Here is a 4,572-nt window from a genome sequence, read left to right as displayed (position 1 = left end):
CTAACAGCAAGACCATGGGAATCACACCACGGGCACACCGATTGATCCGTTCGTATTTCATAGAAGCTTCATGGCAGGCCATACGCACCGATCCTGTGATGCAGGGCTATTATCGCAAGCATTCGGGCAAAGACAGTAAAAAGATCATAATAAAAGTAGCCAGAAAGCTATTGTGCAGAACACTGGCGGTTATAAAAAAAGAAATACCCTATGAAATTGGGGTTGTAGAATAATTTAAAAACCAATAACAAAGCTCACAAAAGAAGTATTCAAGGCCCATATCACAAAACACCGTAGGTGACACCGTATAAGTGATCACATTTTTTTAGCAAGTGGCTGGGCTTATTATAACTTATAATCATACAGATGCTGGTGAAGACCAAAAGGGGTTGATCACAAATAGGATGCGGAGCAAGTTATATAGTATTGCATTATAGATGAATCATAGCTTCATCCATAATGCAACACGTTTAAAAATTTTAAAATGAGATAGTTAAAAGAATAAATATTAACTTTGAAAAACTGGACTAGTGCTTTTCATAGGATACGGTGTTACTTGCAGTTTTTATTAAAATCTAAAATTTATTTTTTTTACTAGATTGTTAAAATCATTACCATTTAAATCTTTCCATTTTTTAATAAATAATAATTCAGAATTTTGATTGAGAATAATTTCATCATTTTCAGAATTATATGATAAAAATATATTTTCTAAAATTTCAATTTCCCAAGAAAAAGAATCATTGAATTCATTAGTTTCAAACTTGTTATAAAAGGGTATTTTGTTCGTTTTTAATAATGTTGTGAAAACGCTATTCCAATATGGATAAGTATTTTTTCTTCTTAAAGACAATTCAAGATTTACTATGTCGGTTACTAATCTTTGTCTGCTATCATCATCTCCCCATTCATAAAATCCAATCTGATTTCCAGTGTTTCTTACCGCATTGATATTATAGTGACCCATTCTTATTTCATTCCAAGTTATTTCCCAATTAGGAAATTCTATTTTTTCAATTGAGTATCTTTTCAATGTTTATGACAATTTTGTGCTGAGTTAAATATTGCAAGTAACGGTTTGGCTATGATTTCGGCGTGGAATCGTCCGCAGGACTATTCCGCAGAGAAATCAGTTTAAATATAGGTTTTACTTTTGGTTTTTGCACTGTTGCCACGCTGAATTATAGCCGTTGTTGGCACCAGTTTTTATTTTTCGTTTAGCTCATTTTTTAACCAACCCGAATCGTCAATTTTTATTTTTTTCTTTAAATCCAATGCCAATCCTGTATTACAAATCAAAGCATGGCGAACTGTTTTGTCCGAATCGGCTTTGAGCAAGTCAAAAATCCTATTATTAATTTTTCTTTTCCTTGCCACAACACATCTTACTTTTTCGTCTTTGTCGGTTGCAAGTACTTCGAGAATTTCAAGAGGAACGGTCTTATTGTGAGCAACCCATTCTTTCATTTCGGGATAATTTTCAATGATTTCCAACCAAGTTTTAATGTCCGCCGAATCCGTAGCCGAAGTCCTTTGGTCATTCAAGTCTTCACTTGTCCTTAATCTTATAAATTCTTCTGGTGTCTGTATCATTTCAAATTGGTGCTAACGGTTTGGCTATGATTTCGGCGTGGAATCGTCCGCAGGACTATTCCGCAGAGAAATCAGTTTAAATATATGCTTTTACTTTTGTTTTTTGCACTATCGCCACGCTGAATTATAGCCGGTGTTGTGGGTAGTTTTTTATTCAATTGTTAGTTCTTTAATTTTATTTTCAAGGTGTCTTTCAGTTTCCCTATACGATTTGGTTTTTCTGCCAACTAATAGTTTCTTTCCTAATTCATTAACTCCTGCAATTCCGATTTCAGCAAATTCTTTGGCGATACTTTTGTTTCCAAGCAAGAGGTTTATCTCTTTTAAAAGATTAGCCAATTCAATGTCGTTTCCGACATAATATTTTCCAAGTATTTTATAATTGTCACTTGTTTGTAAATCTATCGGTTTTATTTTATCAAAAGGATGAGGAAAGTTTGCAAAATCATTGTAGAACTTTGCTCCTTGGTTTTGAAAAGCATTCCAAATTGAGTTTACTTCCTCGAGATTTTTTTCTTGGTCATTATGAATATCCCAAGCTCCACCTGTCCTTTCTAATGGGTGCAATCTTTTTCGAATTAGACAACTTGCATATGTGCTTTTGTCAAAAGATAAACCAGCTAAATCGTTCATAAAATCAAAGCAAATAGCAGTTTCACAATAAATTGTTCCGCCCCATCTACTTCCTTGAAGTCCGAAAATATTAACAACATTATTTTCTTCTGGTTTTCTGTAATGAAATCCAGAACCTTTCCACCCTAATTCACGTATTTTAGGTGAAAAATGTTTTACTATTAATTTTCGAAATTCAGCTGTGTCCATAGTTTTTGTACGGTTCTTTTAAATTACCCACAACGGTTTGGCTATGATTTCGGCGTGGAATCGTCCGCAGGACTATTCCGCAGAGAAATCAAGCTAATTTAATGTTTTTACTTTTGGTTTTGCACTGTCGCCACGCTGAATTATAGCCATTGTTGTGTGTAGACTTTTTATTTTCTTATTCTTTTCTCTTTTAAAAATCCTATTATGACCAATGGTAAAGTAGTCAAAAATCCAGAAATCATAATTCCAATAAAATATGGATTTGGGTCACCCCCGTTTTCATCCCACATAAAATTCAAAAATGCATTGAAGAAGAATACGGTCAGAATTGCCCAAATTAATTTAAATCCAGTTTTTTTTGCTTTGTAAAATCCGTAAACTGTCAAAATTCCACTTATCAGATTGATGAAGTTTAAAACTTTTAAATCGTCAGTTCCAAATATGGTTTCAAAGGGATAGAGATAAATTACGTTTCCATATACCAATATAATTTGTAATACAGGTGCAAACGAACCGAGAACTAAAATTCCCATCAAAACCAGCGGTATTATAGTATTCTCTGTCTTCATTTTAGGCTTACACACAACGTGTTTGGCTATGGTTTCGTTGCGTGAAAATCCGCGAGGATTTTCCGCCGTAAACCGAAGATAGTAAATTTGCGAGGACTTTCCGAGAGGAAAGTCGGAAGCAATGAACTATAGGCGGTGTTGTGCATAGTTTTTATTTTTCAGGATATTTTTCATAAGCTTTTCGGTCAATTTCATCTTCGCCAAGTCCTTGTTTTCTTAAATCTCTGCAATAATCGGCTCTTATGGAAGCAAAATCATCAAAAGGATGTTCTTTTAATATTTCATTGTGTTTTTTTATTGTTTTTTCACCCCAGATTTTATTTATCGTGGTCATTAATTGAGTTTGGTGTTCAAATGCAATTCGTCTACAATCTTGTTCTTCTATTCTGCTATTCAATTCAAAATCGACAGCCATTGAAAATGTTATACTATCAAATATCCAATAAAGAATTTCGTCAAAATCTGATGTGATTTTGTCAAACGAAATTTGTCCTCTCTCTTTTGCAGCATAATGGAGATTGTTTTTATAGTCTTCAAAAACGCATGGTTTCTCATCATAATCCGAAGGGCCAAAGCTTGGTTTAAGTCTTTCTGGGACACTAATTTTTTTTGAAAGTCTATTAAATTCTCTTTCTAATAATTGAATTTGGCTCATTTTCTTAAATTATGCACAACGGTTTGGCTATGATTCCGTTGCGATGAAAATCCGTAGGATTTTCGGAGTAGGAATCGAGCCAAGTTAAAGGTAATGATTTTTGGTTTAGCATTTAGCGAGCAATGGATTATAGCCGGTGTTGTGCATAGTATTTTATTGCGTTTCCCATTTTTCATCTCTCTTTTGACCGTCATTTTGTGATAAATAATGAATTGAAATCAAAACTTGAATATTGGGGTCATTTAAATCAAATGCTTTTGGGTTGTCAACGATATTCCATTGTAACCAAGGCGCAGGACTGAAATCACCTGCTCCAATTAATTTTTCGGCATATTCTTTTATTTGAGGGTTTTTTTCTCCAAGTTCCGTTACAAATTTTTGGTACTTGCCATCATATTTTGAGCAAGTACTTTTAAATTCCTCTCCAGTTTTAAGGTTTCTCGATTTGCAAAAGTCCCATATTTCATTAAATGTGGATTTAGAGATGGAACTATATAATTCCTTTTGTTTTTCAAAATCCACTTTTTCTAAAATCGGTTGCCACCCATATTCGACCAAATCTGGCAAAATATTGGTAAAGCAAGTTTTAAAATCAGAATTTTGATTTTCACAAATTTGGCTTTTGAAAAAGTCCGTTATTTTTTCCAAATCCTTTATCTGTTCTTTAGAAAAGTTATTTGTCAATTCAGGCGTGGAAAACTTTGTTGCACAAGAGAAATTTATTGTGAGAGCAAGAAGTAAAGTTAAAAATTTCAAGGTATTTTTCATATGTCTCGTCCTGAAATATGGCTACAGGTTAAAAATTGATTTACGCTGTTAATTTATATACCATATTCGGTGTTTTGAAATCTAAAGATAAGTGTAATCTTATTTCGTTGTATAAATTAACTGCATTTTTTGTAGCTCTTTTCGCGTGAGCTATATTTGTAAATG

General features: G+C 33.3%; 6 protein-coding genes and 1 pseudogene. 1 reads left to right on the top strand and 6 read right to left on the bottom strand.

All coding sequences use genetic code 11. From position 1 onward, the window contains the following. Positions 1 to 233 (top strand): annotated as a pseudogene (locus IEW94_RS16725) (IS110 family transposase); the annotation flags it as partial. Positions 234 to 568: 335 nt separating this feature from the next. Here the strand turns inward: IEW94_RS16725 and IEW94_RS16720 are convergent. From IEW94_RS16720 to IEW94_RS16695, 6 genes are all read right to left on the bottom strand, one after another. After that, on the bottom strand, positions 569 to 1,033 hold the full coding sequence (locus tag IEW94_RS16720; RefSeq protein WP_188655221.1) for a hypothetical protein: 465 nt from the start codon (positions 1,031 to 1,033) through the stop codon (positions 569 to 571). A 173-nt stretch (positions 1,034 to 1,206) separates the two neighbouring features. Then, positions 1,207 to 1,593 (bottom strand): hypothetical protein, encoded by a 387-nt coding sequence (locus IEW94_RS16715; protein ID WP_188655219.1) that lies wholly within the window; start codon positions 1,591 to 1,593, stop codon positions 1,207 to 1,209. 150 nt (positions 1,594 to 1,743) lie between these two features. Next, entirely contained in the window at positions 1,744 to 2,415 is a 672-nt protein-coding gene (locus tag IEW94_RS16710; protein WP_188655217.1) for a DUF4304 domain-containing protein, read from the bottom strand. 167 nt (positions 2,416 to 2,582) lie between these two features. Next, positions 2,583 to 2,984 carry a hypothetical protein gene (locus IEW94_RS16705; protein ID WP_188655215.1) on the bottom strand — a complete coding sequence of 134 codons (402 nt, stop codon included), beginning with the start codon at positions 2,982 to 2,984 and terminating at the stop codon, positions 2,583 to 2,585. A 151-nt stretch (positions 2,985 to 3,135) separates the two neighbouring features. After that, positions 3,136 to 3,639, bottom strand: a complete 504-nt coding sequence (locus IEW94_RS16700) for an Imm63 family immunity protein (protein ID WP_188655213.1) — start codon at positions 3,637 to 3,639, stop codon at positions 3,136 to 3,138. A gap of 153 nt (positions 3,640 to 3,792) precedes the next feature. Next, complete coding sequence (locus IEW94_RS16695; protein WP_188655211.1) at positions 3,793 to 4,323, bottom strand: hypothetical protein; 531 nt, start codon at positions 4,321 to 4,323, stop codon at positions 3,793 to 3,795. Positions 4,324 to 4,572: the final 249 nt, after the last annotated feature.

Origin of the sequence: Yeosuana aromativorans (assembly GCF_014646655.1) — a bacterium.
GTDB classification, from domain to species: Bacteria; Bacteroidota; Bacteroidia; order Flavobacteriales; family Flavobacteriaceae; genus Yeosuana; species Yeosuana aromativorans.
This window is presented reverse-complemented; position numbering and strand designations above follow the sequence as displayed.